The sequence below is a fragment of the Flagellimonas baculiformis genome (assembly GCF_033441575.1).
GTDB lineage: Bacteria > Bacteroidota > Bacteroidia > Flavobacteriales > Flavobacteriaceae > Flagellimonas > Flagellimonas baculiformis.
Genome location: NZ_JAUZVW010000001.1, coordinates 436362 through 462040, shown reverse-complemented (window position 1 = coordinate 462040; position 25679 = coordinate 436362). Strand labels below are relative to the sequence as shown.

General features: G+C 45.7%; 24 protein-coding genes. 12 read left to right on the top strand and 12 right to left on the bottom strand.

Annotation, left to right across the window (positions count from 1 at the left end; genetic code table 11):
- Positions 1 to 27: 27 nt before the first annotated feature.
- The 3 genes from SD450_RS02015 to SD450_RS02005 all read right to left on the bottom strand — a co-directional run bounded on the left by SD450_RS02015 (position 28) and on the right by SD450_RS02005 (position 4103).
- Complete coding sequence (locus SD450_RS02015) at positions 28 to 2595, bottom strand: TonB-dependent receptor (protein ID WP_318342985.1); 2568 nt, start codon at positions 2593 to 2595, stop codon at positions 28 to 30.
- Complete coding sequence (locus tag SD450_RS02010; RefSeq protein WP_318342984.1) at positions 2573 to 3487, bottom strand: FecR family protein; 915 nt, start codon at positions 3485 to 3487, stop codon at positions 2573 to 2575. The genes SD450_RS02015 and SD450_RS02010 overlap by 23 nt, the downstream gene beginning before the upstream one ends.
- 115 nt (positions 3488 to 3602) lie before the next feature.
- Complete coding sequence (locus tag SD450_RS02005) at positions 3603 to 4103, bottom strand: RNA polymerase sigma factor (RefSeq protein WP_318342983.1); 501 nt, start codon at positions 4101 to 4103, stop codon at positions 3603 to 3605.
- Positions 4104 to 4217: 114 nt separating this feature from the next.
- On the opposite strand from SD450_RS02005, the gene SD450_RS02000 reads away from it, so the two are divergent.
- The 3 genes from SD450_RS02000 to SD450_RS01990 all read left to right on the top strand — a co-directional run bounded on the left by SD450_RS02000 (position 4218) and on the right by SD450_RS01990 (position 8350).
- Positions 4218 to 5957, top strand: a complete 1740-nt coding sequence (locus tag SD450_RS02000; protein WP_318342982.1) for a hypothetical protein — start codon at positions 4218 to 4220, stop codon at positions 5955 to 5957.
- A 104-nt stretch (positions 5958 to 6061) separates the two neighbouring features.
- Positions 6062 to 7390 carry a signal recognition particle protein gene (ffh, locus tag SD450_RS01995; RefSeq protein ID WP_318342981.1) on the top strand — a complete coding sequence of 443 codons (1329 nt, stop codon included), beginning with the start codon at positions 6062 to 6064 and terminating at the stop codon, positions 7388 to 7390.
- A gap of 72 nt (positions 7391 to 7462) precedes the next feature.
- Positions 7463 to 8350: a bifunctional 5,10-methylenetetrahydrofolate dehydrogenase/5,10-methenyltetrahydrofolate cyclohydrolase gene (locus SD450_RS01990; protein ID WP_318342980.1), complete on the top strand. Its 888-nt coding sequence runs from the start codon at positions 7463 to 7465 to the stop codon at positions 8348 to 8350.
- Here SD450_RS01990 and SD450_RS01985 read toward each other — a convergent pair.
- Positions 8347 to 8505, bottom strand: a complete 159-nt coding sequence (locus tag SD450_RS01985; protein WP_159076345.1) for a hypothetical protein — start codon at positions 8503 to 8505, stop codon at positions 8347 to 8349. The two genes, SD450_RS01990 and SD450_RS01985, sit on opposite strands and share 4 nt — an antisense overlap.
- A gap of 119 nt (positions 8506 to 8624) precedes the next feature.
- On the opposite strand from SD450_RS01985, the gene SD450_RS01980 reads away from it, so the two are divergent.
- A complete protein-coding gene (locus SD450_RS01980; RefSeq protein WP_318342979.1) occupies positions 8625 to 9251 on the top strand; it encodes a DUF2306 domain-containing protein in 627 nt (208 codons plus the stop codon).
- Here SD450_RS01980 and SD450_RS01975 read toward each other — a convergent pair whose 3' ends face one another.
- Both SD450_RS01975 and SD450_RS01970 read right to left on the bottom strand, forming a co-directional pair.
- Positions 9252 to 9674: a VOC family protein gene (locus tag SD450_RS01975; protein WP_192938422.1), complete on the bottom strand. Its 423-nt coding sequence runs from the start codon at positions 9672 to 9674 to the stop codon at positions 9252 to 9254. It abuts the gene before it with no gap.
- A gap of 32 nt (positions 9675 to 9706) precedes the next feature.
- The gene (locus SD450_RS01970; protein WP_318342978.1) at positions 9707 to 10546 is read right to left on the bottom strand and encodes an alpha/beta fold hydrolase; all 840 of its coding nucleotides are present in this window, start codon (positions 10544 to 10546) and stop codon (positions 9707 to 9709) included.
- Between the two features lie 98 nt (positions 10547 to 10644).
- On the opposite strand from SD450_RS01970, the gene SD450_RS01965 reads away from it, so the two are divergent.
- Entirely contained in the window at positions 10645 to 11067 is a 423-nt protein-coding gene (locus SD450_RS01965; RefSeq protein WP_108423855.1) for a winged helix-turn-helix transcriptional regulator, read from the top strand.
- Positions 11068 to 11088: 21 nt separating this feature from the next.
- Here SD450_RS01965 and SD450_RS01960 read toward each other — a convergent pair whose 3' ends face one another.
- Together SD450_RS01960 and SD450_RS01955 are read right to left on the bottom strand one after the other, a co-directional pair.
- A complete protein-coding gene (locus tag SD450_RS01960; RefSeq protein WP_318342977.1) occupies positions 11089 to 11637 on the bottom strand; it encodes a hypothetical protein in 549 nt (182 codons plus the stop codon).
- A 5-nt stretch (positions 11638 to 11642) separates the two neighbouring features.
- Positions 11643 to 13151, bottom strand: a complete 1509-nt coding sequence (locus SD450_RS01955; protein WP_318342976.1) for a helicase HerA-like domain-containing protein — start codon at positions 13149 to 13151, stop codon at positions 11643 to 11645.
- Between the two features lie 56 nt (positions 13152 to 13207).
- On the opposite strand from SD450_RS01955, the gene SD450_RS01950 reads away from it, so the two are divergent.
- Entirely contained in the window at positions 13208 to 13660 is a 453-nt protein-coding gene (locus tag SD450_RS01950) for a RidA family protein (protein ID WP_318342975.1), read from the top strand.
- Between the two features lie 34 nt (positions 13661 to 13694).
- Entirely contained in the window at positions 13695 to 14327 is a 633-nt protein-coding gene (locus SD450_RS01945) for a 7-carboxy-7-deazaguanine synthase QueE (protein WP_318342974.1), read from the top strand.
- A 10-nt stretch (positions 14328 to 14337) separates the two neighbouring features.
- Here the strand turns inward: SD450_RS01945 and SD450_RS01940 are convergent, their stop codons facing one another.
- On the bottom strand, positions 14338 to 15165 hold the full coding sequence (locus SD450_RS01940; protein ID WP_318342973.1) for a hypothetical protein: 828 nt from the start codon (positions 15163 to 15165) through the stop codon (positions 14338 to 14340).
- A 41-nt stretch (positions 15166 to 15206) separates the two neighbouring features.
- The gene (locus SD450_RS01935; RefSeq protein ID WP_318342972.1) at positions 15207 to 15917 is read right to left on the bottom strand and encodes a class I SAM-dependent methyltransferase; all 711 of its coding nucleotides are present in this window, start codon (positions 15915 to 15917) and stop codon (positions 15207 to 15209) included.
- Between the two features lie 74 nt (positions 15918 to 15991).
- On the opposite strand from SD450_RS01935, the gene SD450_RS01930 reads away from it, so the two are divergent.
- Positions 15992 to 16486 carry a YkgJ family cysteine cluster protein gene (locus SD450_RS01930; RefSeq protein WP_318342971.1) on the top strand — a complete coding sequence of 165 codons (495 nt, stop codon included), beginning with the start codon at positions 15992 to 15994 and terminating at the stop codon, positions 16484 to 16486.
- Between the two features lie 21 nt (positions 16487 to 16507).
- Positions 16508 to 17344 carry a sterol desaturase family protein gene (locus SD450_RS01925; protein WP_318342970.1) on the top strand — a complete coding sequence of 279 codons (837 nt, stop codon included), beginning with the start codon at positions 16508 to 16510 and terminating at the stop codon, positions 17342 to 17344.
- Here SD450_RS01925 and SD450_RS01920 read toward each other — a convergent pair.
- Positions 17335 to 18561 (bottom strand): exo-beta-N-acetylmuramidase NamZ family protein, encoded by a 1227-nt coding sequence (locus SD450_RS01920; RefSeq protein ID WP_318342969.1) that lies wholly within the window; start codon positions 18559 to 18561, stop codon positions 17335 to 17337. The two genes, SD450_RS01925 and SD450_RS01920, sit on opposite strands and share 10 nt — an antisense overlap.
- A 3-nt stretch (positions 18562 to 18564) precedes the next feature.
- Here SD450_RS01920 and SD450_RS01915 point away from each other — a divergent pair, with 3 nt between their 5' ends.
- Positions 18565 to 19806: an ABC transporter permease gene (locus SD450_RS01915; RefSeq protein ID WP_318342968.1), complete on the top strand. Its 1242-nt coding sequence runs from the start codon at positions 18565 to 18567 to the stop codon at positions 19804 to 19806.
- A 182-nt stretch (positions 19807 to 19988) separates the two neighbouring features.
- Positions 19989 to 20765, top strand: a complete 777-nt coding sequence (locus tag SD450_RS01910) for an aldose epimerase family protein (RefSeq protein ID WP_318342967.1) — start codon at positions 19989 to 19991, stop codon at positions 20763 to 20765.
- Between the two features lie 11 nt (positions 20766 to 20776).
- Here the strand turns inward: SD450_RS01910 and SD450_RS01905 are convergent, their stop codons facing one another.
- The gene (locus SD450_RS01905; protein ID WP_318342966.1) at positions 20777 to 22147 is read right to left on the bottom strand and encodes an exonuclease domain-containing protein; all 1371 of its coding nucleotides are present in this window, start codon (positions 22145 to 22147) and stop codon (positions 20777 to 20779) included.
- Between the two features lie 484 nt (positions 22148 to 22631).
- Here SD450_RS01905 and SD450_RS01900 point away from each other — a divergent pair, with 484 nt between their 5' ends.
- On the top strand, positions 22632 to 25673 hold the full coding sequence (locus SD450_RS01900; RefSeq protein ID WP_318342965.1) for a SusC/RagA family TonB-linked outer membrane protein: 3042 nt from the start codon (positions 22632 to 22634) through the stop codon (positions 25671 to 25673).
- Positions 25674 to 25679: the final 6 nt, after the last annotated feature.

The following is a 25679-nucleotide window of genomic DNA, read 5'->3' as shown; positions in this document are numbered from 1 at the left end:
CTCCGTCCTTTGACAGATTAAAATGTTTTAAAAACTCACCCGAAAACTGAAATTAGGGGTAATGCCCAAGGAGAGATTTTCCACGGCCTCTATTTCATTGTTCTCGTTCATGCGATAGTATTTGTTCAGACTGTTCTTTCGATTGGTCATGTTCAGCAGGGAGAGTCCGGCATTGGCATTGATGCCCGTGGTCAGTCTGAAACTATAAATGGCCGAGGCATCCGCCCTGAAATATTCGGGCAATCGACTGCTGTTCGGTGCCTTGTAATTGATGCGTGCCGGGGTAAAATCATTGTCAAGGGCATCGTCGCCGTCCAAGGGCTCGGTAAACGGTTTGCCTGTGCGATAGTTCACCCCTAGACTCAACTTCAGGTTTTTATAGGTATAGGCCCCAGCAAATGTGAGCGTGTGGCGGATGTCCAGATTGTTGGGGAATTTTTGGGGCACTATGGAATCGAAGGTATAGTCGTTCTTGTTGAAGGAATAGCTCAACCAAGTACTGAACCGATCAGTCTTTTTGTTGATGAGAAATTCGATGCCCTTGACCTGATAACTGCCTATCTCCCCGGAAAATTGGTGCGGATTCTGGAAACCTTGGGTGTTGGTGCTGATACCGTCCACATTTTTGTAGAACCCTTCCACACCCACATAAAAATTGTTCTTTTCATAGTTGATACCCGCCGAGCCTTGCTTGCTCTTGGTCACGGGAAGTGTCGTGTCATTGGATAATACCCACCTACGTTTTTCCACTCCTAAAAAATTTTGCTCCAGATCGACGACCTGATTGGTGGTCTGGCTCTTGAACTCGCCCAAAATCTCTGCTCTCAAGTAGTTGGCCAGTTTAACGTTTAGGTTGACCCTTGGCTCTACCAGCAATTCGGAAAAAGTGTCCAGGTTTTCAATAAAATTGAATCGGGCGCCCACTTTGGCCATAAACCTATTGTCCGATGAGGTATAGTTCAACTGTGAAAAAGGGGCGTGGATCCGGATAACGCCTTTGATCTCGCTGATGAACTCCGGCTCATTGAGCTCGGTGGCATTGGTGATCCCTGTTTCTATATATTGGTAGCCGTTGTTCCAACCCAAATGCTCGCTGATCCCATAGTCCGTACTCAGTTTCAAGGCGTTTTCAATAACCTGGTTGTTCTGGAACAGCAGTTGCACTTGGTTTCCAAAGACGTTTTGGGCATCCAGGTTGTATCGGGAGTAATAAATGTTCAGATGGGACGAAAACGTGTCGGACCATTGACTTTGGAACTGCCCCCCGACCGAAAGGTTGTCCTGTTTCAAAAGGCTGACGGTCCTTTCATTGTCGCTAACATTGTGCTCCACATATTTCAAGTTGTTTTTGATGTTGATCAAGCTCAACCTGACCTTGTGTTTGTCGTTGATGTCATAGAGAAGTTTTCCTCCGAAATCATAAAAGAAAAAATCCTCTTCACGGGTGATCTCATCGTCCACGGTATTGTTATCCTCGTCTGTGATTTCACTATCTTGAAAGGCGCGGTCAAAAAACTGTTTGTAGGCGGGGGTGCTCAAGAAATCGGTCATTGAACGCCTTGCGGAAAATTGGATGCCCAGTTTTTCGCTGATGGGTACCTCGGTATAAACATCGCCACTAATGAGGTTGAAACCGGCCCCACCTGTCCATGTGTTGGTTATGTGGTCGCCGGTCTCCATTTGGATCACACTGCTGACCCCATCGCCAAAAGCTGCAGGAGTCCCATTTTTATAAATGGTCACTTTATCGGTCAGGTAGGGGTTGAAAGCGGAAATCAGCCCAAAAAAATGGCCGGATTGGTACATTTTTATACCATTCCAGAGAATGAGGTTCTGATCGTTGGTGCCGCCCCTCACATTGATGTCGGACACCGTCTCGTCAATACTCTTGATACCCGGAAGGGCCTGAACGGTTTGCAGTACGTCGGGTTCGATAAGTCCCGGAAGAATGCCAAATTCCGAAGTGTTCAAGCTTATGCTCGCATCCCTTTCCTTGATGATACCCGAGGTAAGGAATTTATAAACAATCACTTCATCCAGTTCTTCATAGTGTTGTGCCAAAAGGATTTTGGGGCATTCGCCTTGGTGCAATAGCTCTTCCACGCTGATGTACTTCGTGAGGTAGCCCAAGTATCGGATCTTGAGCGATGCTTTTCTGGGTACCTGCCCCAGGTTGAACACCCCATTGGTATCCGATATCTGGGCTATATCCGTTCCCAGGATTTCCACAGTGGCTCCTGGGATGGTATTTTCGGCAAAGTTGTCCAATATAATGCCGCACACATCCACTAAAGAACTTTTGGTCAGTGTGTAGTAGCGGTCACTGAGTTTTTCAGCCTTTATCTGGAACTGGGATTCGATGAAATCCAAGATGTCATCCAGTCCCCTAAGGTTTTCTGGTGGGTCGATGGAGAGACCGTCCATATCTTCGTTGATGTACGAAAACTTTACCTCGAAGCGGTCCTCCAAGCTTTTGATATAGGAAACAAGGTTAATAGGGGATTGCTGCTCTTCCTGCGCATGTAGGGAATGGAACAGGAAAAACAAAAGGGCGAAAAATAGGCCCGAATGCTTATTGAATAGTGTTCCCAGCATAAAAAAGTACGTTGTCGCCTTCTATTTTGTATTGGATTTGAGACGGGGTACTTATACTTTTTAACGCCATTTCTAGATTTGTGTTGTTGAAAGTTCCGGTAAATAAGAGATTGGTGTTTACACTTTGGGTCTTTACCTTGATGTTGAACTGTCTTTCCAACTCGGCAAAGACATAATGTAGCGGAATACGTTCAAAGCTACTTTCGTTCCCCATCCAGGCAGGTCGGGTTCCGTTGGGTTTTGCGGAATCGATGATTTTTCCATCGATGACCATAAAGGAAGTTCCGGCGGGCAATTTTGTCTCTGTGTTGTTGTGGGTGACGCTTACCAGACCTTCGTAACAGGTCACTTCAAAAAAGCCTTTTCTGTTTTCCACATTGAACTGGGTGCCCAGAACGGTCACGGTTCCATGTTCAGTGGACACGGTGAATTTTTTTCCTTTGGCGACCTTGAAGAAAGCCTCTCCCTTTAGGGAGACATCCCTTTTTTGGTCCCATTTCTTCTCGCTGAACGATACTTGTGAACCAGCATTGAGGAAAATTTCCGAATTGTCGGGAAGGATCACTTCGGAACGTTCGGCAAAATCTGTGGTGACGGATTCATCAAGGGTATTCAAATAGAGATAAGAGCCCACCATGAGCACGGCGATAACGGCAGCCACCCGTAGAAATTTCTTGAAGGGGTTCAGGGCAATGACCTTTGGCGCATTCCCGATGCGCTCGTCCTTGATGCGTTGCAGTGCGCCATCCACATCAAAATCGGGGGCTTCCATGGTACTGGAAACCTCCATCAACTTGACATAGGAAGCATACTCGTCGGATTTTTTGAATGCCGCAATTTCATCCGCGGACAGTTCACCGCTCAGCCATTTTGCCAAATAATTTTCTTGCATGGGTCTATGCTTTACCTTATTACAACAACTAACTTATACAATACCCTACTTTTTAATTGCCAAACAGCAAATTCCAAGTTCCAAATCTCCATTTCTTTTTTCTCTTCTCTGTTGATCAAATCCCATCAATCTGTTCCCGCAGGCTTTTCAGGGCCAAATGCATCCGCTTTTCAATGGCCTTTACGCTGACACCTTCCATCTCGGCAATTTCCGCATACTTTTTTCCATCTATCCGATTGAGCAGAAAGGTGGTGCGTTGGTTTTCCGGAAGGGCGTTCAGTGCTTTTTCCAGTTTTTCCTTGTATTCTTTTTCCTCCATCAAAAATTCCGGGGACTCGTTGGACCGGTCATTTCCTTTGTCAGCAGCATACTTTATCCGGACCTTTTCCGCTTTGATTACATTCAAATAGAGATTGTTGGCCACCGTATAGACAAACGATTTTGCCTTTTCGGGGCTCACCTTGGCACAATTCTCCCATAGTTTCACAAAGGCTTCCTGCACGGCATCGTGGGCCTTCTCCTCGTTCCCGAACTTATAATAGATATAGTTGAAGACCGTTTTGGAATGTGTCTTGAAAATGGAACTGAATATTTTATCTTCACAAACATTATCCATAAGGAAGGAGTTGTTTCTCGGTTCAAATATATTTGAAAATTGTGGAGCCAAAGTAGGGTTTTTTTGGAAAGAGTTGTTCTAAAGTTGAATTATAACCCCAAAGTTCAAACAGTTATGAAAAGTTTAATGAAAAAGATAGGGTATGTAGCCCTCATCGGAATCGTTTCCATTCTTTCCTCATGCCAAGACGAATTTGAGGAAGTCAATGGGGACAATGAGCAACAGACCATCCAAGCCAATTCAACGACAGCAAGTCTGATTGAGAAGACTACCTCATTGGATGGCTCTTATGACGATGTAGTGGATGGCACAAGTTGTTTCGCCATACAGTTTCCCTATACCGTAAGTATCAACGGTACTGCCGACATTACCATTAATTCCTTGGAAGACTTACAGGCCCTTAAAATGACTTTGGCAGGGCAGGACAATGGTGCTCTTGAAATTAATTTTCCGGTCACCATCACACTTTCTGATTATGGTGAAATTGTTGTGGAGAATAGGGAGCAACTCGAGGAACTTGCCAGGGACTGTGTGGAAAGTGCCACTGATGATAAGATCAGATGCATAGATTTTGTGTATCCCATAACCCTTTTCACCTTCGATGTGGACAATCAAATGACGGGTGAGGTTATGGTGGATAGCGATATGCAAATGAGAAGGTTCTTCTCTGAATTGGAGGACAATGAGTTGGTCAGCATCAGTTTTCCCATTACCCTCAAGAAAAGTGATGGAACCGAGATTACCGTAGAAAACAATACTGATCTGCATTCGGTTCTTAGCACTGCTGGAAGTGAATGTGATGGCAACATACTTAACAAAGAAATCTTAGATGCCTTTCTTTTGGCTTGTCAATTGGAGGTGAGGGAGGTGCTTAGGGAAAATGTGAACAACACAGACCAATATTTTGAATCCATCATGACCTTTTCCCCAGGTGGGACTGTGGTGATCGGAGGAGGAATCAATGCTCCATTGACTGGTACTTGGACCACTCGAGATACTGCGAATGGGGTGCAGTTGACATTGGATTTCAATGCTTTGTTGGATTTTTCCATGACATGGGACGTCTATGAATTGGAACCTGGTGTCATCAAATTGTACAGGGATGGCGGAAACAAGATCATCCTCAAAAAACGATGTGATGTGGACCCAGTCGAAGAGATAAACCCTGATACCCTAAGGGCCATTTTGAACGAATGTGAATGGATCATCAAAAAGGTGAAGAATGACGGTGAGGAAGTCAGAAGGCTTTTGGGCCATGAGTTCCAATTCATGGCAGATGGTACCGTGACGCTGAGCAATGGCGTGGAGGTATCGGAAGGGACTTGGGAAATAGGTCTCAATAGCCAGCTCCAATTGGCCGTAATGATCAGTATCGGTACTGAGCCAAGAGTCAGTTTTGAATGGCCTCTCAGGGAACTGACGGATACACGGTTGAAATTTGAAGTGTTTGGCACAGACCATGAAATGACACTGCTCCGTGTATGCAACGACAACGCAGATGATGGCGATGTCGTCGAAATAAGGAACATCGCCATGGATGGACCATGGAGCATTACACTCTACAAAGAGGCCGAAGTGGACCTTACCACATCATTTGCTGGAATGGAGTTTAATTTTTCCACAATGAACCAAATCGAGGTGTCCGTAAACCAAGATCCTGTGGCCACTGGGCTATGGAGGGTGCTCAGGGACACAGAGGAAGGACTCAAGTGCTACCTTAATTTTGATACCGATGGAGATTTGTTGGAACTGACCGATGATTGGAAAGTGGTTTCCATCACATCCACCCGAATAGAACTCAAAGATGATAGTGAAGAAGGCAATTTGAAGACCTTGGTGTTCGAAAAACCCTAAAAATTTTTCCCCAATTCTTTTTTTCAGAGGACGGCCATCCCCAAAGCCGTCCTTTTCTTTTTTATTATTCTTAAATTTGTCGCTCCTTTAAAACACAAGAACTTATGTTCGATAATTTAAGCGAAAAACTGGACAAGGCGCTCCACGTCCTCAAAGGGCATGGGCAGATAACTGAGATCAATGTTGCGGAAACCCTGAAGGAAGTACGAAGGGCCCTTTTGGATGCCGACGTCAACTTCAAGATTGCCAAGGAATTTACCAATAAAGTAAAGGAAAAGGCACTGGGACAGAACGTGTTGACCACGTTGCAGCCCGGTCAGCTCATGGTGAAGATCGTAAAGGACGAACTCACCGAACTGATGGGGGGCGATGCAGAGGATGTGAACCTCTCAGGAAACCCCTCCGTGATCCTGATGTCCGGTCTCCAAGGGTCGGGTAAGACCACCTTCTCCGGGAAACTCGCCAATTACCTCAAAAGTAAGAAAAATAAAAAGCCACTTTTGGTTGCCTGTGACGTGTACCGTCCGGCGGCTATTGACCAATTGCACGTAGTTGGTGAACAAATTGGTGTGGAGGTCTATTCCGATAGGGAGAACAATGATCCCGTGGCGATTGCCAAGGCGGGTGTGGCACAGGCCAAAAGTTTGGGTTGCAATGTGGTGATCATAGATACCGCAGGTCGTTTGGCCGTGGATGAGCAGATGATGACAGAGATTGCCAACATCCGCAAGGCCATACAGCCCCAAGAGACCCTTTTTGTAGTGGATTCCATGACAGGTCAGGATGCCGTGAACACGGCCAAGGCCTTTAACGACGTCCTCAATTTTGACGGGGTCATCTTGACCAAGCTCGATGGTGATACCCGTGGTGGTGCGGCCATTTCCATCAAATCTGTGGTGGATAAGCCCATCAAGTTCATTGGAACAGGGGAGAAAATGGAAGCCATCGATGTCTTCCACCCCTCGAGGATGGCCGATCGGATCTTGGGAATGGGTGACGTGGTCTCTTTGGTGGAGCGCGCCCAAGAACAGTTTGATGAAGAACAGGCGCGTAAGATTCAAAAGAAGATTGCCAAGAACAAGTTCGGCTTTGACGATTTCTTGAGCCAGATACAACAGATCAAGAAAATGGGAAGCATGAAGGACCTGATGGGGATGATTCCCGGTGCAGGGAAAGCACTGAAAGGTCTCGATATAGACGACGATGCCTTCAAGCACATTGAGGCCATCATCCATTCCATGACCCCTGATGAACGTTCCACCCCTTCAAAATTGGACGCAAGTCGCAAAAAACGCATCGCTGCCGGTAGTGGTAACTCCGTTCAGGAAGTGAACCAGCTACTAAAACAGTTCGACCAAATGAGCAAAATGATGAAGATGATGCAAGGCGGTGGGGGCAAAAAGATGATGCAGATGATGCAGAACATGAGATAACTTTAGTCAGAAGTCAGAAGTCAGAAGTCAGAAGTTGCTCAAGTTGAAAATGATCAAAACCAAATAACCAGTATGGAAATCCTTGACGGAAAAAAAATATCCAACCAAATTAAAGATGAGATTGCCGTTGAGGTAGCTCAAATGAAGGAAAGAGGGGAGAAGGTTCCCCACTTGGCCGCAGTTCTTGTCGGCAACGACGGGGCCAGTCTCACCTATGTGGGCAGCAAGGTGCGCTCCTGCAAAAAGATAGGTTTCGAATCCACCCTGATCCATCTTCCAGAAGATACCACCGAGGAGGCCTTGCTGAAACAAGTGGCAGATTTGAACGCCAATCCTGACATTGATGGGTACATTGTGCAATTGCCATTGCCCAAGCACATCGATGAGCAAAAAGTACTGCTTGCCGTAGATCCCGATAAGGATGTGGATGGGTTCCATCCCACCAATTTCGGTAAGATGGCCCTTGATATGGAATCCTTTATTCCTGCCACGCCCTTCGGTATTATGGAACTATTGCGTAGGTACAATGTGGAAACTTCAGGAAAGCACACTGTGGTGATCGGTAGGAGCCATATTGTGGGGAGACCCATCAGTATTTTGATGAGCCAAAAAGGAAAGGCGGCCGACTCCACGGTCACCCTTACCCACAGCAGGACCAAGGACCTCAAGGCACTGACCCTTCAGGCGGATATTGTGGTATCGGCATTGGGAGTCCCCAACTTCCTAAAGGAAGATATGGTGAAGGATGGGGTCACCATCATCGATGTGGGCATTACCCGTGTGCCCGATGATTCCCATGAAAAAGGATACTACATCACCGGGGATGTCGATTTTGAAAATGTAAGCAAAAAAGCATCCTATATTACCCCTGTTCCGGGCGGAGTGGGGCCCATGACCATTGCCATGCTCCTCCAAAACACGCTATTGGCCAGGGAAAGGCACAAGTCCAAACAGGCTTAATGTACCTGTTCCTTTTGTTCCGTTTTCGCTAAGGCGGCCTGTTGCTCCTCTTCTGGGGTAATGCGGTCAAATTCGGTCTCACCTTCATCGTTGGTGCAGCTGGATAGTGCCATGGAAGAAAATAGCACGGTGATCAAAAGTAGAATTGTTTTCATAAAGGTAACATTTGGGATGGCGCTGTGGCCTGTTCTGTACATGATAACGAATTCCGTTGCAGAATCTTGTTTTAGTTGTCAAATAATCGATAACTTACCTCACTATAAATCATAACGTTATGGCTGGATCCGTCAGGAACAAAACAGCTTGGGCCGTATTTGCCATTTTGGCCATAGGGATAGGGCTCTATCCGTTGATGTACTTTTTTTCGGCAGAAGAATTTGGCCTTTTGCAGGGGAAATCCAAGGATATATCGGCCAATATGCTCTGGAGAATCGGCTTTTATGGGCATATTGTATTTGGGGGATTGGCCCTTTTGACGGGTTGGTCCCAGTTCAGCAGAAAACTCAGGACCAAAAAACTGGAGCTCCACAGAAATTTGGGAAAAATATATGTTCTGTCCGCTGTGATAAGTGGGATTTGTGGGGTGTACATTGGTTTTTATGCTTCGGGCGGACTTGTCCCCTCTTTAGGGTTTATCAGTTTGGGAATTGTTTGGTTGTTCACCACCATAAGGGCATATCTCGCCATACGAAAAAAGGATATTTCCCTTCATCAAGGGATGATGGTCTATAGCTATGCCGCTTGTTTTGCAGCGGTCACCCTTCGTATTTGGTTGCCCTTGCTTACAATTGTTTTAGGGGAATTTCTGCTGGCCTATAAGATTGTGGCTTGGCTCTGTTGGGTGCCCAATATCGTATTTGCCCATCTTTGGGTGCGTAGAAAAGGACTCACTTTGGCCTGATTATTTGGCAAACAATTGTCCCATATCCTTAAAGGCCTTGAATTCCAATGCATTTCCTGCCGGGTCCAAAAAGAACATGGTGGCCTGCTCCCCAACTTCTCCTTTGAACCGAATGTAAGGCTCAATCACAAAGGCAATGCCCTTGCTTTCCAGTTTTTTGGAAAAGGATTGGAAAACGTCCCACGGCAAGACCACGCCATAGTGCGGAACAGGTACATTTTTCCCATCCACGGGATTGGTGTGGAGTTCCTCCTCGGATTTTGGTTTGTAGTGGATGACGAGCTGGTGCCCAAACAAGTTGAAATCTACCCAATGGTCACTGCTCCGGCCTTCTTCGCATTCAAGGATTTCCCTATAAAAAGTCCGGCACTCATCCAGATTGTGCACGGGAATGGCCACGTGAAAAGGAGTTACGTTCTGCATGGAAAATTTTTCTGAAAAGTAGGACAACTTTTTCAGGCTTCCAAAAAAGAGATGATCTGATCGTTCACATCGTCTTGGTGCATGGAGTGGCCCAGCCCTTCCGTGCTCACCAACGAACTGCCCTTCCAGTTGGCATTTACCTGAACGGAGGCATGGTAGGGGGTAATGTTGTCCAATCTGTCGTGAAAAAGTAAGCCCTTTTTGTTGATGGACTTCGCAAAATTGGAAGTGGAAAATTCACGGATCCTAAAACCGAACCGTTCCATCACATACGCATCCAAGTGGCCCATCACCCGGTCATTGAATTTCAAGATGTTCTGGAAATGCTCCATAATCTCGTAAAACTCCGAGGGGGAACCAATGGTGACCATTTTTTCTACATTGCTACAGGGATTTTTGTATTGGTTGTACATGATGGTCATGCCCCCTACTGAGTGACCGATGAGATGCTTTGGAGCATACTTTTTGACCATGTGGTCCACCGCTTCCTCATACAGGGGTACATACAGATAATTTCCCGAAGAGTGGCCATGCGAAGGAGCATCGAAGGCTATAATGTTAAAATCGGCCTCTTGAAGTTTCTTGATGAGGTTGCGCCAACGGAAGGTATTGCTCTCCCAACCATGCACGAGGAGAACGGTTTCCTTCTTTCCCGGCCAATGATAGACCTGTAGTTCATGATCGGCCACATTTTCCACCGTCAACTTGGCCTTTTCCAGATATTCGGCCTGCTGGGGCAGCACACGACCTTTCCGTACGGTACAGAACAAATGGAACGCATGGTTGGCCACTTTTTTTGGGGCGATCAAGGAATAGGTGTTGTAGAATTGCCCGTAGGCCAGCGGCATTATCTTGTTGAGCAGTTTCTTCATTAAGGTTTCTTTTTGTAACTTACTCTGTATTTGATACTAAAAGTACAGATTCATTTTTGAACAAAAAAGAAGTCACTGTTGCAAAACTAGGTATGGGAATGGAAACTATTGTTGAAAATCAGAAAGTTAGGACCGTTAAAAAACTGGAAAAAATGTTCGGCCACATCGATTACAGAAATCCGCCCGAACTTTGTCCAGTAAGGGATGTGATGTCAGTGGCATCGGACCAGTGGAGCATTTTGATACTTCTTTGGCTGGGCTATTTTTCTGTCCTCCGGTTCAATAAGCTCAAGAAATATGTGTACGGCATCTCCAATAAGGTGCTGAGCCAACGTTTGAAAGTACTGGAAGCCGATGGCTATATCGAGCGAAAGGCCTATCCGGAAGTGCCCATAAGGGTAGAGTACAACCTGACCGAATTTGGACGGTCGTATGTGGAAAAACTCTTGGACCTGGCCGAATGGATGCATGACAACAGTCCCAAAGTCTTGGCCAATCGCAAGAGATATGGGTTGGAGTAAATAGTCTCTAAGGCCAAGTTTTTATTCCCACCCCAACATCAAATATTTGATCTTGGCATCATCAGGGATCTGCACCGCTTCAATAGTCGAGGTAGTGTACCTGAGTCCAGAGGGCAGTTCCTGTTTGTCGATGGTAAAATACAGGTTGCTTCCCTTTGGGAAAATCACGATGCTGTTCAAAGTGGTCACTATTTTCTTGAACTTGTACGCTTTTTCAATATCCTTGAAAGTGCTCTGGAGGCCAATGCCGTTTTCGGAAACATAACGAGGGTCCATGACCCGAACATTTTCAATGGTCGGGATGCTATCCGAACTAGGGGTCAGGGTGAGAAGGTGCTTGCCCCCTTTTTCAAACACCTCTATCTTCTTGTTGGAGTCGCCCAGTTTTATGGTCGTAGTGTCCTGAACAATGGAATCCTGGGCAAAGACCGATTCCAGGTCACTTACTTTGGTGGTTTGTGACAACGGCCCCACACTGTTTTCGGTAATGAGGAATGTGGTATCTTTTTGACAGGATTGAATAGATGCCATGGCAAGCAGTAGCACCAGTACTTTTGTAGTTCTTTTCATAAAAATTATCGCATCACTTTTTTTAACACGCCCAAAACCCCCCTGATAAAAGTGGCACTGGTCAAAACTTTGACCACAGGGTTCATTCGGGTGCTTCGTCTAGTAGATGAAGACCTGCTGGTGGGACGTTGTTCTTTTTCTTTTTCGGCTTCTTTTTCAGCCTTTTCAATTTTTTCATTGAGGATTTCGTAGGCGCTTTCGCGGTCTATTTCCTCATTGTATTTTTTGATCAATTTGGATTGGTCCAACACATTTTTGAGCTCATCATCGGTCAAGATGTCCATTCGGCTCATGGGAGCCCGCATTAGCGTCGCGGCCAGCGGGGTGGGCCTGCCCTTTTCGTCCAATACGGAGACCAAGGCTTCCCCCGTCCCGAGGGAAGTGAGCACCTCTGCGGTGTCATAGAACTCGGTAATGGGATAGTTCTGTGCCGTCAGTTTGATGGCTTTCCGGTCCTTGGCGGTGAAGGCGCGGAGTGCGTGCTGTACCTTCAATCCCAATTGCGCCAATACATCATCGGGAACGTCGGTTGGGTTTTGGGTCACAAAATAGAGCCCTATTCCTTTGGAACGGATCAGTTTTACAATGCTTTCAATTTGGTCCAAAAGCGCTTTGGACGCATTGTCGAATATGAGGTGGGCCTCATCGATGAAAAGCACCAGTTCCGGCCTGTCACTGTCCCCTTGTTCGGGAAAGGTGGCATAAATTTCGGCCAGTAGGCTCAGCATGAAGGTGGAGAACAGTTTGGGACGGTCCTGAATGTCCGTCAATCGGATGATATTGATGTATCCTCTTCCTTTTTCGTCGATTCGGACCAAGTCGTCCACCTCAAAAGATTTTTCACCAAAGAAGAGGTCGGCTCCTTGCTGCTCCAGTTCAATGATTTTTCTCAAGATGGTACCTGTGGAACTGGTGGAGATGCGCCCATAGGACGATTGGAATTCGTCCTTGCCCTCTTCGGTCGCATATTGCAGCACTTTTTTAAAGTCTTTCAGGTCCAGTAGCGGTAGTTTGTGGTCATCACAATATTTGAACACCACGGCCACAATGCCTTCCTGTGTCTCTGAAAGATCAAGGATCCTGGACAAGAGTACAGGTCCAAATTCTGAAACTGTGGCCCTCAAGCGAACGCCTCCTTGTTCGGAAAGGGACAAAATCTCCACAGGAAAACTTTTGGGTTCAAAAGGAATCCCGATTTTTTGGTGGCGTTCATCAATTTTAGGGTGTCCCGGGCCGGGTTGGGCAATGCCGCTGAGATCTCCTTTGAGGTCCATGAGCAGCACGGGAATGCCTTTGTCCGATAGATTTTCGGCCAATACCTGCAGGGTCTTGGTCTTCCCAGTACCTGTCGCCCCGGCAATGAGGCCGTGTCGGTTAAGGGTTTTTAAGGGAACTTTGATCAAGGCATTGGTGATGGCCTCGCCATCCAACATGCCGGCACCTAGGGTAATGTAATCCCCTTTCATGGCATAGCCCTGTTCTATCTCTGCAAAGAATTTTTCTTTGTTGCCCATGCTGCTCAATTTCCGATAAAAATAGGGTAATTTTAAGCAAAACTAAAAGTGAGATCATGAAACCTTTTCAACATACACTGTTGCTGGTTTTCGTAAGTGGATTATTGGCTACGACCCATGCCCAGGAAAACACCGAGATCATTTTTCATCCATCGCACGAACCCAAAAAGCAGGACGCTCCTTTCAGTGATGCAGTGCAGGCGGGAAACCTGTTCTTTTTGGCGGGACAGATAGGGATGGACCATTCCAGTCGCACCGTGGTCGAAGGTGGCATACAGGCCGAAACGGAACAGACCATTAAAAATATTGAGGCAGTATTGGCACAGCACGGATTGGGCCTGAAAAATGTGGTCAAGTGTACAGTGATCTTAAGCAGTATGGATGATTTTGCAGCCTTCAATGAAGTCTATGTCAAATACTTCACGAACAAACCCGCAAGGACCACCTTTGCTGCAAGTGGCATTGCCGCCAATGGCAAGGTCGAAATCGATGTTATCGCCGTGAAATAGGTATCGAAACCTAGAAGTGGACTATCTTTGCGCCATGATGGAAGAAAACGTAATGGAATTGGTGGACAAGGGGCTGATGCTTCCCTTGATGGAGGAATTTTACACCATTCAAGGGGAAGGGTTCCATAAAGGGACGGCCGCTTATTTTATTCGTGTTGGTGGTTGCGATGTGGGCTGCCATTGGTGTGACGTGAAGGAAAGCTGGAATGCGGAGACTCACCCGCCGACGGCTGTTGACAGTATCATTGCCAATGCAAAAAAATACTCCGATACCATTGTCATAACGGGTGGTGAACCCCTGACTTGGGATATGGGGCCTTTGACCCAAGGGCTCAAAAAAGAAGGCATGAAGACCCATATTGAAACCTCTGGAGCCTACCCATTGACCGGGGTTTGGGATTGGATCTGTCTTTCCCCAAAAAAGAACAAATTGCCTGTGGGGGATATCGCCAAAAAAGCGGATGAACTCAAAGTAATCGTGTACAACAAGCACGATTTTATATTTGCGGAGGAACAGGCGGCCGAAGTGGGTGAAAATTGTATTCTCTATCTACAACCGGAATGGAGCGTTCGGGATAAGATGGTTCCCTTGATCGTGGACTATGTCATGAAAAATCCCAAGTGGAAGGTTTCATTGCAGACTCATAAATATTTGAATATTCCTTGAGACGAAGCGCTTAACGTCCTCCATTGTTCTGAAGGTCCAGTAAGCATTCGGCATCCAATTGGGGCACGGTGGTCAATCCTTTGGAAACATTGCTTTGCATGGCTTTCATCATGGGACCTCCAAACTGAAGCTCGGCACGCATCAAGCAGCCGTCCACATTGCAGTGGTTGTTGCCTGTTTCCACATCATTTTCATCAATTTCCGTGTCCTCGTGTTCGGGGTGGACAGGGTCAGTGCCCAAGTTCACAAGGCCCAATAAGTGTCCAAATTCGTGGTTGAGCGTGGCCGCTTCCAGATCAGCAACGGAAATGACCGTACTTCTGCTGGCCAAATCCCGCAAGGTGGGTTCGTAAATGATCATGGACGTATTGCGATAAACCGCACCCAAAGTGACCAGATTTTCACTTTCATCATCTGAATCGGCGGGAGCATCGGCAAAATAAATGTAAATGGCCATGGTACTTCCATTGTTATAAGCCGTCCTGTTGTCCCTTTCGAGCTCTGCTACCTCATTAAGGGTGAGGGTTTCCTCGTTGGGAGAAGAGAGCGGTGTATATTTGAATTCCACCTCTTCCTTAAACGTCCTTGCCTTGATAAATTCCTCCAGGGTGTCAATGGCATCAACGGTAGGCTGAAAACCCGATACATAGGCAATTTCAATGAGCAGCTTGTCAAATGTGTTGCTGGACAAAATATCATTGGCAGATGCCCCCGTAGTCAACAAATTGGCCGATTTATCGACACTGGCCGATGAACTGGAAGGATTTTCCGCGTCTTTGGAACAGCCCAAAAACAGGAATAGGGCTAGAAAAGGGTAAAGTGCAATTTTCTTTTTCATCATCTTGAATATGAAATAAAAACGTTTTACAAAGGAATCTATTATGGTTCCATGGTAAGTTTGGCCAAGTAATCATAATGTTCGCCCTCCATAACAAGCTCGCAATTGATATGGTTTGCCAAACACACATTTTGCAGGGTGTTGAAATCCACATAGACCCAATCAAAAGGCTCACTTTTCAATCCCTTGTATTCCATGGTAAAGTTGACTTCGCCATAATACCCACCATTGTCAGGAATCCAGTACCCCCCATCTTCATCTTGATCGAACATATAGATGATGTCGCTACTGTCCAATAGGATTTGTCCATTGGGCCGCAATAATGAGGCCAAATGCGCTAAAAAAACATCCAATCGATCTAAAGTGCCTGCCAATCCAATTCCGTTCATCAGCAAAAGTATGGTATCGAACGTATCGTTGCCATACGCCAAAATAGGACTTTTCACCGTCTTGGCTATGCCACGTTCCCTGCACACTGAGATACATCCCTCCGAGTTGTCCAGAGCGGTAACGTCCAGACCTTTGTCCTGAAGGTACAGGGAGTGGCTCCCTGCCCCACAACCAATGTCCAACACCTTTCCATGTGCCATTTGCAGTGCCTTTTGCTCTATTTTGGGCATTTCATCAAAATTGCGGAACAGATAGGGTATGGGGATTACGTCTTCTTCATCCAAAGAGGAATAGGTTTTTATGTCCTCGGTATATTTGCCGTGTTGAAAGTCCATCAACGCCTTGCCAAAAACGTCTGCCATGGGTCGGAAAAGTTTCTGCAAAGGTCTGACTTTAATTGTTTGGAAAGGTTTAAAATGGATAAGTTTGTGGTGTTATGGACGAATTTTTGGAAGAATTGCCCCAAAGAGCCAGGGAAAAGCAGGCAGAGAACAAGAAGTTTTTTGCGAAGCTGAAAAAAAAGCCGCCCAAGGACCTTGATTACGTAATGCAGGAACTGCATGAAGAAGAGTTTGGACGGACGGACTGCCTCACTTGTGCCAATTGCTGCAAAACCACGGGGCCTTTGTTTACCAATGCTGATATTGAACGCATCGCGAAGCATTTTCGGATGAAACCTTCACAGTTCATAGACCGGTACTTGAGGATCGACGAAGAGAACGACCATGTGCTCCAAGAAGTTCCCTGCACTTTCCTGGGGGCGGACAATTACTGCTCCATTTATGAGGTAAGGCCAAAGGCCTGTCGCGAGTTTCCACATACCGACCGCAAAAAGTTCCAACAGATCAGTAATCTCACGCTGAAGAACGTTGCCATATGCCCCGCAGCTTTTAACATTGTGGAAGCGATGAAAAAAAGCATAAAAATTTGACGATTTTTTATATTTGGGGATATGGAGCAGATCATATCCTATTTTGAGACCATCCCATCCTCGCACCGAAGCTTGATTTTGGTGGGCGGGATTACTTTTTTCTGGGTTTTGGAAGGAATTGTTCCCTTGTTCAATGTGCCCTATAAAAAGTGGAGGCATTCCGTTCCCAATTTCTTTTTCACATTGACCACCATTATCGTCAACTTTCCGTTGGCATTTCTATTGCTGAAATCTTCGGATTGGGCGGTGGAAAACCAGTTCGGGATCATCAACTGGTTGCCCGAAATGCCTTTGTGGCTCTACGTGCTCTTGGGGGTAATGCTCTTGGACCTGATCGGGGCCTACACGGCACATTGGGTAGAGCATAAGGTGAAACCGCTTTGGATGGTCCATTTGGTGCACCACTCTGACCATAATGTGGACACGACCACGGCGAATCGGCATCATCCGCTGGAAAGTCTGATCCGATATACTTTCACGTTGATAGGAGTTTTGATCGTGGGAGCGCCAATCGGCATCATCATGCTCTACCAGAGTCTTTCCGTGGTGTTCTCACAGTTCAACCATGCCAATATCCGTTTGCCGAAAAAGGTGGACAATGCCATCAGTTGGTTTGTGGTGAGTCCCGACATGCACAAAGTGCATCATCATTATCAGTTGCCCTACACCGATTCCAATTATGGAAACATTTTCTCTATTTGGGACCGACTTTTTGGGACCTACATGACCTTGGATGTGAAGGACATTGTCTATGGCGTGGACACGTTTCCGGACGAAAAAGAGAACAGCAGCATCAAAGGACTTTTAAAACAGCCGTTTCATAAGTATCGGAGACCGACTACAGAAAATCAGTCGTAGATCAAATACTTCTCCCTGATTTTTTTGAATTTTTCCAGGTCATCTTGCCAAGTGGCCTTGATCTCTGCATTCGTCATCCCCTGTTCAATCTGTTTTTGCAATAGGGGAGTACCTGCATGTTTGGTGAATCCATCCGTTAAAAAGAATTTCGATTTATCCACGGTGTTTTGGTAAGCATCAATGACCCATTCCATGGTCACTTCGTTCATTCGTGGTGTTTGGGAAAGGTCCTTGCCATAACAGGTCTTGCCTTCCTCTTTCGGGGTTTTGGAACCGAAGTTGGGTTCCGGCACATATTTGAAATCATATTGGGTGCTGTCCATAAAGGAAGCCCCATACCGCTGAAACTGAAATTCGGTACCACGACCCGCATTCACATTGGTGCCTTCAAAAAGCCCCAAACTAGGATAGAGGGTGATGGAGGCATCGCTGGGTAGGTTGGGAGATGGCCGAATGGGCAAATGGTATTCGGAAGCATGGGTATAGTTCTCCAAATGAACCACAGTCAGATCGGCCTTTAGGCCGTTTTCCAACCACCCCTCGCCATTCAGCATCTGGGCATATTCACCCATGGTCATGCCATACACCAACGGTATCGGGTTCAGGCCAAGATAGCCTGTATGTTCTTTCATCATGGTGGGGCCATCCACGTAATGTCCGTTGGGGTTGGGCCTATCCAGAACAATAATGGGGGTTCCGTTTTCCGCACAGGCCTCCATCACCAATTGCAAGGTGGCGATATAGGTATAGAACCGAACGCCCACATCCTGGATATCGAAAACCACCACATCCAATTCTTCCAATTGTGCTTTGGAGGGCTTTCGGTTTTTGCCGTACAATGAAACAATGGGAAGACCTGTTTGTGAATCCACACCATCCTTTACATGCTCCCCGGCATCGGCCGTGCCCCGAAAACCATGTTCCGGCGCAAACACCTGTTTCACCTGTACATCACGGGAAAGCAGGGAGTCCACCAAATGGGTATGCCCTTTTTCATGGAACACCACACTCGTGGGATTGGCCACCACCCCGACTTTTTTTCCATGGAGCATGGGGAGATAAATATCTGTCCGATTCGCTGCGACTTTAATTTCAGGAATGGGTTCCGTTTTTGATGGGTTTGCAGAAACCTCATCCTGTTTTTGTTGGCCCTTGCACGCGCAAAGGATCAAAAACAATAATAAAACTGTACTTTTGACTTTAGATAAAATGGGCATTCGTTGAATTTAGAATTGTTTATTGCCAAGCGCCTGATCACAGGGAAGGAACATAAAATTAGTATTTCCGCCCCTATTATAAAAATCGCGATCGCTGCGATTGCCATTGGCGTGGTCATGATGCTGATTGCCATTGCCACTGGCGTGGGCCTAAAACACAAGGTCAGGGAGAAAATTGCTGCCTTCAACGGGCATATCCAGGTTTCCAATTACGACAACAATATGTCCGAGGTTTCGGTCTCGCCCATATCCATCCATCAGGATTTTTATCCCAAGTTCAAAAATGTGGAAGGGGTGCGGCATGTGCAAGCAGTGGCCACCAAAGGTGGGATTATCCGTACCGAGGATACTTTTGAGGGAATGTTGGCCAAGGGAGTGGGCACCGATTATGACTGGTCGGCCTTTCAGGATTTTCTTGTGGAGGGCAGATTGCCTGACTACTCCGGAAAGCTGAACGATGAGGTACTGATTTCCAGAAGAATGGCCAATCGCCTGCAACTGGGTGTTGGGGATACCTTTTTTTCCTTTTTTCTGAAAGATGATGATGCTTCGCAGATACCCAATAACCGAAGGTTCAACATTGTTGGGATTTATGACAGCGGTTTTGAGGAGTTCGATGCTACTTATGTCTTTGTGGATATCCGCCACATCCAACGCATGAACAAGTGGGAAGAGGACGAGATTGGCAATTTTGAGGTTTTTTTGGACGATTTTGACCAATTGGAGGAAAAGAGCAACGAAATCTATGGCAAAACGGTTTCGAGCTTGGACACCCAGAACATCCAAACAAAATACTATCGGATTTTTGAATGGTTGGGCCTTTTCGACTTCAACATCGCCCTCATCATTGGGATCATGATCATTGTGGGGGGCATCAACATGATCACGGCCCTTTTGGTCTTGATCTTGGAGCGCACACAGATGATAGGCATCTTAAAAGCGTTGGGTTCCGCAAATTGGAGCATCAGAAAGGTGTTCCTCTACAATGCGGCCTATTTGATTGCCATCGGACTTTTCTGGGGCAATGCCATAGGGTTGGGGTTCATTTTCCTACAGGACAGGTATCGCATGTTCAAGTTTCCCAATCCTGAGGAATATTATATTGAATACATCCCCATAAGCATCGACCTGCCCACCATTTTGCTATTGAATGTTGGGGTGATGCTCCTTTGTTTGTTGATGCTCTTGGTGCCGTCCTACATTATCACCAAGATCACTCCGGTGAAGGCCATACAGTTTGAGTAGCATTTAAAATCTGTAAATGAAGAAATTTAAATTGAATACCCGGTATCAATTATAATACACTGTCACTTCGAGCGCAGTCGAGAAGTTATGGGGCTTTATGCCTTAAAAATGAGGTCTCGACTGCGCTCGACCTGACAACTTATTGTTTATTATGATAAACCTAAATCGATAAATACCAAATCATGATACAGCTTAAGAACAATACATATACTGTTGGAATCGATGCAGGCGAACTGGTAAGTTTTGTGGTTGATGGGCATGAGTTCATCCACCAAAAAGGGAGTCCGGGTTGGGGGAGTTCCGATACGGAGATGTTTCCCATCATCGGCCCCGTGAACGAGGCCAATTTCAGGGTAAGGACACCCAAAGGGGAGGCAGTCCAGGATCAACATGGATTATTGCGCCAAATGCCGTACGATTTGAAATCACAAACCGCAACTACGGCAGTCTTTGCAAAACGATACCATGCAGGCACCGCTGTGAACAATTCGAAATACCCCGATAAATCCACCGAGCCCCAATTGGCATGGCCCTACGATTTTGTTTTTGAAAAATTCTTTCAGTTGAAGGACGATGTGTTGGAGATTACCTTCAAAATATCGGGCGAGAAGGGGATGCCCTTTATGTTGGGGTACCATCCGGCCTTCAAGTTGCATTCCAGTTCCCCAAAGATCGTGGCCAAGGGTAGGGAAATCTCTTTGGATGAAGTCTTGGCCGTTGGTAACAGAGCACTAAAAGTACCCGATTGTAGCTCCATCACACTAAAGGACAGCAGACAGATCACCGTGGAGACCGAAGGTTTTGGAAATTTTATGTGCTGGACCGAAGTGGACAATATGGTCTGCATCGAACCCATTTCGTTTTATCCCTATGATGTGAAACAATCCCATCTGCACGAAGGCTTTCTGCATTTGGACGGAACAGCAACATTTAAGGTCAGCTTGAAACCAGGGGTGTAGCAGAGTCTATTTTAAGGCGTCAAAATGTTGGTCTTGGCATTTTTCAACAAATAGGTGGCCAGGATGCTATCCGTTTCCACGGTGTTCTTTTGTGGGGTGATGAATGCCTCGATATCGTCAAAAGAGGAGATGTCCACATCGCTGTCGATAAAACCATACCCCCTATACACACCATCCGAAATGAGCACCACGGCATTTTCAGTTTCATCCCTGCCCTTTTCCTTGATGATCTTCACTTCGGAAGCCAACATCCTCATATGGTCAATGGCTTCCTGTACTTTTTCATTGTAGGACGCAACGGTTTCTTCTCCTCTGCAGATGCCTTCGCACGTGGTGATCTGGTGATGGGAGCAAGCGGCATTCGTCTGTTGCAAATGGCAATACTTGGGGCAAAGCGCAAAATTTTTGCACAGTTCTTCCAAATAGGCCCTGCAATCCGTCTGGTTGTAAAAAATCTTTAGCGGGTTGGGAACACCTTTGACAATGTTGTAGGCCAAGTGCACAATACCGTTCCTGTCCTCGTAGGCAAAAATGGCATATTGCCGCACCGTACGTTTCTGGGCGCGGTTGTAGGGAGGAAAAAGCCGTTTGATCTCGGCGGATTCCATCAGCAGGGCGACCAGTTCGTTGCCGGAAAGCTTAAAATCGATGTCGGCCGTTTCACTGCACATTTGGGTTTCCTTCACGCTTTTGTCATAAAAGTGTCCAAGTACCCTTTTTTTCAGGTTGATGGCCTTTCCCACGTAAATGATCTTGCCTTCTTGGTTTTTGAAATAATAGATGCCCGGTTTGGCCGGGATTTTGTCAAAAACGGATTTGGGCAGGTGGGGAGGAAGGGTGGCCTCTTGGCTCCGGGCGTTCAAAAATTGTTTGAAGACACTTTCGGAAGTTGGAAGGGCCATCAATTTTTGAAAGAGCAGCACGGTGGCATGGGCATCGCCACGGGCCCTATGCCGGTCCACCAACGGAATCTGGATGGCGGAGCACAGTTTTCCCAAGCTGTAGGATCGCAGTCCGGGGATGAGCTTTCGGGACAATCGTACCGTACACAGTTTTTTTCTTATAAAATCGACCCCGATCTGCCGGAACTCTTCCTTGATCACCCCATAGTCAAAATTTACGGAGTGGGCCACAAATATGCAGCTTTCCGTTAGATCCAGAACATGGTCCGCTATTTCGGTAAAAGTGGGCGCACCCTGCACCATGTGGTCATCGATGCCCGTGAGGCCGGTAATAAAATGCGGAATGGGGCATTGGGGGTTCACCAAGGAAGTGAATTCGTCCACAATCTGGTTTCCATCGTGTTTGAAAATGGAGATTTCGGTGATCTTGTTACCCTTGATACCGTTGCCCGTGGTCTCTATGTCGATGATGGTGTACAAAATGATAGGTCCTAATCGACCCTGAAATTAGAGATAAAGTAAACAGCGACCAAACTGAAGATCTATTTGCGCTTGTTTTAGTAACCATGTCCCTTGGGTATTCCATAAACGAGCGGTGCATATGGCTTTTTAACGCCAGACACATTTTAGGATAAAGGAAGCTATTCTCTTTTATGGACCCAACATCATGCCATGGAAATCACATCAAATGCAAAGCAAATGTAAAGCTCCACGAAAGACATTAAAAGTGTAAAAAACATACTTGTAAACCCTTTTTTGATGATTTTTTTTACTGAAAACCTAATAAAACACTTTGATTGGTCAATATAGTATCAAAACAGGGTAACATTTCCAAAAATCTTCTAATACATAAAGCTACATTTACAAGTGTAAAAACAACGCTTATTAATTTTCGGTTAAATTTTTGAAACCTGGATTGATGAGTTTCAAGCGAAAAATTAACTAAATAACCTAAAAATGTATTATGAAATTGGCTAGCTTTTTATTCAAGGAATGTCTGGAAACCAATCGTTTTAAAAAACTGATACTGTTTTCGATGTTTTGCCTTTTTATGGCACAGGCAGGACTTTCCCAACAAAGGGTATCGGGTACTGTGACCGACGAGCAGGGCATCCCCATTGCTGGGGCGGCGGTATTGGAAAAGAACACGACCAATGGTACCGCAACGGATTTTGATGGAAATTTTGAGATCACCACAATAGGACCTGACCCTATACTGGTGTTTTCTTATTTAGGGTTTGTGGCCCAGGAAGTCCCAGTTCAGGGCGGAACAGTGAATGTAGAGTTGAAAGAAGACCTACAACAACTTTCCGAAGTGGTGGTGATTGGGTATGGAACCCAAAAGAGAGAAGAAGTGACCACTGCGATCGCCACTGTTAAATCAGAGGATTTTAACCCTGGTTTTGTTAGGGATGCCGCAGATCTGGTCAAGGGCAAAGTGGCAGGTCTGAACATTAGCAATGGTTCTGGTGACCCATCGGCTACATCGTTTATGTCATTGAGGGGAATCTCTTCTTTGCAGGGAAATGCGCAGCCTTTGGTGCTGATCAATGGTTTGCCTGGTGACCTAAACAGTGTGTCTCCTGGCGAAATTGAAAGTATAGATGTACTGAAAGATGCTTCCGCTGCTGCTATTTATGGTACAAGGGGTGCCAACGGGGTGATACTGATCACTACCAAATCGGGAAAAAGGAATATGGCCCCTACACTTTCGTATTCACATTATACATCAATGTCTTCCTTTGGCAAAACAGCCGACTTTTTGGATGCGAATGATGCACGTAAACTCATGGCAGAGGGAGAAACGCTGCCTTTTGGAGATGATTTGGGATATACCACGGATTGGCTCAAAGAAATTTCCAGAACGGCCGTTACACAAAACCACAACCTGAATTTCTCGGGCGGAAATGAAAGCTCTACCTATTCGGTCAATGTGAACTATACCGATCAGGAAGGGGTTTTTAAAAAGTCCTTTAATGAGGAATTCCGTATCAGTGCGGATGTGAACCATTATATGTTTGACGGTTTACTTAAACTGAATGCCAATATAATCAATGGATTGCAAAACACAGGTGCTCTTGGAGATGGTAATGCCTTTGACAACCGAATCTACAGACAGGCATTGATACGGAACCCCACGGACAGGATAAGGGATGATGAAGGTAACTTTATCCAAGATGGCAGTAAGTTGCAGTATGTGAATCCTGTGGGTATGATTGAGCTTACCGACGGGGTTATCCAAAATAGATGGATGCGATTGACGGGCAATGTAACTTTAACTCCTCTTGAGGGATGGGAAAATAATATCATGGTAGCGACCGAAAGAAGAAATGGCCTTACCGGATATACCGAAAAAAAGGAATATTTAGGGTATAATGGGGAAAGAAGGAATGGTTTTGCTTCAAGGGGCACCGAACAGACCAAGACCAACCTTATGGAAATTACTTCCAAGTATACCAAAAGTCTGGACAAACATAATTTTTCAGTTTTGGGAGGATATAGCTATCAATATTTTGACAGGGAAGGGTTCTGGGCAAATAACCGTGATTTTCCCACAGATGCCTTTTCCTACCACAATTTGGAGGTAGGCCAAGGCTTGATCGATGGCACGGCGAGAATGGACAGTTACAGGGACGATAACAGATTGATCGGTTTTTTTGGCAGGGTAAGTTATGGATTTGACTCCAGATATAATCTTTTGGCCAGTTTTAGACGAGAAGGCTCCTCAAAATTCGGGGCAAACAACAAATGGGGTAATTTTCCGGCCATTTCTGCTGGTTGGACCATTAGTAATGAGTCCTTTATGGATGGAATTGGTTTTGTGGACAATCTCAAATTAAGAGCAGGTTATGGAGAAACAGGTGTCATACCCAACAATTCCTATTTATCTCTGACCTTGCTTGATTATGCAGGTAGATTCTATTCCAATGGTGAATGGGTTCGTGGATTGGAAGCCCAGAACAACCCTAACCCGGATCTACAATGGGAAGTCTCCAAAGAGATTAACTTGGGACTTGATTTTGCATTTGCCAACAATCGCATCGATGGTAGTGTTGACTTTTATCGCAAAAAAACAGAAGGTATGTTGTGGAATTACAGTGTCCCCACACCACCGAACTTGTCATCGACTACTTTGGCCAATGTGGGTGAGATGGAAAACAAAGGATTTGAGATATTGTTGAACGTGACTCCCATTAAGACCAATGACTTTTCATGGGAATCCAACATTACACTTTCCCATAACAAAAATGAATTGTTGAGTCTTTCCAATGATTTATATGAAATAGAGGGCGACTATGTCAATTTTTTCACCTTAAGTGAGCCTGTGTCACAAGTTACGCATAGATTGGAGGTGGGACAGCCAGTAGGCAATTTCTGGGGGTTGAGGTCTGTGGATGTTGACTTAGTGGAAGCCCGCGACAACTTTGATGAAGGTTATTTCTGGACCATAGAGCTTCCTGATGGAAGCCTTGTTCCATGGAGCAATGAATTGGACAGTGATGAAAACAAACAGTATTTGGGGAATGGATATCCGGCTTATGTTGCGGGAATCACAAATACCTTTCGTTACAAAAACTTTGACCTGAGCTTTGTGTTGAACGGTGCCTTTGATTTTCAGATCATAAATGCGCAGCGGGTTTTTTATGAATATCCGCATATCCAATACAATGTGTTGAATTCTGCTTTTGGTCCTGTTTATGGAAAAGATGTTACCCTAAGCAACCAAATAGGGCAAACTTTTGTGAGCTACTATGTTGAGGACGGTGACTATGTGAAATTGGACAACGTTACCTTGGGCTATAATTTCAATGTGGACCGTTTGAACTTTATCAAGTCGCTGAGAGTGTATGTTACTGGAAATAATCTGGCCATATTTACCAACTACTCAGGTATTGATCCTGAAATTAGGAGGGACGGCGGAAACATACTTTTCCAAGGAACCGACGATAGGGACAAATACCCTACTGTAAGGACATTCACGCTTGGCCTAAACGTTAACTTATAAAATTGC

What these genes read in the sequence shown, in the direction of transcription:
- SD450_RS02015 (WP_318342985.1), bottom strand. Translation starts at nt 2,595, where the DNA reads ATGCTGGGAACACTATTCAATAAGCATTCGGGCCTATTTTTCGCCCTT.
- SD450_RS02010 (WP_318342984.1), bottom strand. Translation starts at nt 3,487, where the DNA reads ATGCAAGAAAATTATTTGGCAAAATGGCTGAGCGGTGAACTGTCCGCG.
- SD450_RS02005 (WP_318342983.1), bottom strand. Translation starts at nt 4,103, where the DNA reads ATGGATAATGTTTGTGAAGATAAAATATTCAGTTCCATTTTCAAGACA.
- SD450_RS02000 (WP_318342982.1), top strand. Translation starts at nt 4,218, where the DNA reads ATGAAAAGTTTAATGAAAAAGATAGGGTATGTAGCCCTCATCGGAATC.
- ffh (WP_318342981.1), top strand. Translation starts at nt 6,062, where the DNA reads ATGTTCGATAATTTAAGCGAAAAACTGGACAAGGCGCTCCACGTCCTC.
- SD450_RS01990 (WP_318342980.1), top strand. Translation starts at nt 7,463, where the DNA reads ATGGAAATCCTTGACGGAAAAAAAATATCCAACCAAATTAAAGATGAG.
- SD450_RS01985 (WP_159076345.1), bottom strand. Translation starts at nt 8,505, where the DNA reads ATGAAAACAATTCTACTTTTGATCACCGTGCTATTTTCTTCCATGGCA.
- SD450_RS01980 (WP_318342979.1), top strand. Translation starts at nt 8,625, where the DNA reads ATGGCTGGATCCGTCAGGAACAAAACAGCTTGGGCCGTATTTGCCATT.
- SD450_RS01975 (WP_192938422.1), bottom strand. Translation starts at nt 9,674, where the DNA reads ATGCAGAACGTAACTCCTTTTCACGTGGCCATTCCCGTGCACAATCTG.
- SD450_RS01970 (WP_318342978.1), bottom strand. Translation starts at nt 10,546, where the DNA reads ATGAAGAAACTGCTCAACAAGATAATGCCGCTGGCCTACGGGCAATTC.
- SD450_RS01965 (WP_108423855.1), top strand. Translation starts at nt 10,645, where the DNA reads ATGGAAACTATTGTTGAAAATCAGAAAGTTAGGACCGTTAAAAAACTG.
- SD450_RS01960 (WP_318342977.1), bottom strand. Translation starts at nt 11,637, where the DNA reads ATGAAAAGAACTACAAAAGTACTGGTGCTACTGCTTGCCATGGCATCT.
- SD450_RS01955 (WP_318342976.1), bottom strand. Translation starts at nt 13,151, where the DNA reads ATGGGCAACAAAGAAAAATTCTTTGCAGAGATAGAACAGGGCTATGCC.
- SD450_RS01950 (WP_318342975.1), top strand. Translation starts at nt 13,208, where the DNA reads ATGAAACCTTTTCAACATACACTGTTGCTGGTTTTCGTAAGTGGATTA.
- SD450_RS01945 (WP_318342974.1), top strand. Translation starts at nt 13,695, where the DNA reads ATGATGGAAGAAAACGTAATGGAATTGGTGGACAAGGGGCTGATGCTT.
- SD450_RS01940 (WP_318342973.1), bottom strand. Translation starts at nt 15,165, where the DNA reads ATGAAAAAGAAAATTGCACTTTACCCTTTTCTAGCCCTATTCCTGTTT.
- SD450_RS01935 (WP_318342972.1), bottom strand. Translation starts at nt 15,917, where the DNA reads ATGGCAGACGTTTTTGGCAAGGCGTTGATGGACTTTCAACACGGCAAA.
- SD450_RS01930 (WP_318342971.1), top strand. Translation starts at nt 15,992, where the DNA reads ATGGACGAATTTTTGGAAGAATTGCCCCAAAGAGCCAGGGAAAAGCAG.
- SD450_RS01925 (WP_318342970.1), top strand. Translation starts at nt 16,508, where the DNA reads ATGGAGCAGATCATATCCTATTTTGAGACCATCCCATCCTCGCACCGA.
- SD450_RS01920 (WP_318342969.1), bottom strand. Translation starts at nt 18,561, where the DNA reads ATGCCCATTTTATCTAAAGTCAAAAGTACAGTTTTATTATTGTTTTTG.
- SD450_RS01910 (WP_318342967.1), top strand. Translation starts at nt 19,989, where the DNA reads ATGATACAGCTTAAGAACAATACATATACTGTTGGAATCGATGCAGGC.
- SD450_RS01900 (WP_318342965.1), top strand. Translation starts at nt 22,632, where the DNA reads ATGAAATTGGCTAGCTTTTTATTCAAGGAATGTCTGGAAACCAATCGT.